Source organism: Microcoleus sp. D3_18_C4, assembly GCF_036702355.1.
In the GTDB taxonomy this organism is placed as follows: Bacteria; Cyanobacteriota; Cyanobacteriia; order Cyanobacteriales; family Microcoleaceae; genus Microcoleus.
Genome location: NZ_JAUBTF010000168.1, coordinates 1 through 1,019, shown reverse-complemented (window position 1 = coordinate 1,019; position 1,019 = coordinate 1). Strand labels below are relative to the sequence as shown.

Genomic DNA, 1,019 nt, shown 5'->3' with positions numbered 1-1,019 from the left:
TCCTCAATCTTGGCCCTCTTGTTGGCCTGTTGTTTCTAACACCTCCTAATTGTAAAAAACCTACACTTGTAAGCTCCTCATCTCCCCCTCTCCTCATCTCCCCTTCTCCCCCCGCCTTTGAGAATCTCCGCCGGATTTGGTATAAACGGCTTCAATTCTTTTGGTTCGTACTGAGCCTTTTTTCTCTTGACAAGTAGATACACTTGTATATGCCTGCGGAAGGAACTTTTGCAGACATCTCCCCATCTCTATCCCTAAATAAGGTATTTCTTAGGACAGATGGTAATTTTGTCAAATGATTGTTACCTTTTGTAATATAGACGAAAGCCAAATGGGCAATCGGGCATCCCGAAACCAACGGTCGATCGCTGAAACAACTTACAAATCTGGTTAATCCAGGTGTTCACTTTTAAGTCACCTTTACTTACAGAGGAGTCAAAGTCATGAGCCAACCAGCAGAATTGTCTTTGGAACAGCAATTTAGCCTGTGTTCCTTCAAAACACAGGTAAGTGACATGAGCCGCGAACAAGCTCAGGAGTTTTTGGTCAAGCTTTACGAGCAAATGATGCTACGAGAAACCATGTACCGCCATTTTCTGAAACACCACTGGGGTTTAGAACCTAACCCAGGTGTTGAGTAACCAAGAGTCGCAGTCGGCGACCTCCGTCTCTTACTCACTTCCCTCAGGCGGAAAGGAGTTGGGGGTGATGGGGCGTCACTCGAAGGCAGAAGCTAGAAGACCTGTGTAGAGACTTGAGGAAAATTGGAAAGTTTCTTTGTGGAGTTCACTCGAATTGGGGAGTCGAACTCAGCAGTTTGTCGCTCGACACCACTGGAGAGTGCAAAGATAATTTATCGCGCCTCAACTTGAAAATTGGATAACTATTAATAATAAGTAAGTGTTAATTTTTTAACCAACTAAAATTTTTAACAAATTAAATATAGTAACCGTTCAGGGGGTGCGCCTGTGGCGCACCACCCCAAGAGGAGTTTAAGTATCAATATGTTGGAGAGCCGT

At 44.2% G+C, this 1,019-nt stretch carries 1 protein-coding gene; it reads left to right on the top strand.

Annotation, left to right across the window (positions count from 1 at the left end):
• The first annotated feature begins 443 nt into the window (after nucleotides 1–443).
• On the top strand, nucleotides 444–641 hold the full coding sequence (locus tag QUA90_RS30380) for an NblA/ycf18 family protein (protein WP_006635253.1): 198 nt from the start codon (nucleotides 444–446) through the stop codon (nucleotides 639–641).
• Nucleotides 642–1,019: the final 378 nt, after the last annotated feature.

Coding starts and splice junctions, on each gene's coding strand:
- QUA90_RS30380 (WP_006635253.1), top strand. CDS start 444: ATGAGCCAACCAGCAGAATTGTCTTTGGAACAGCAATTTAGCCTGTGT.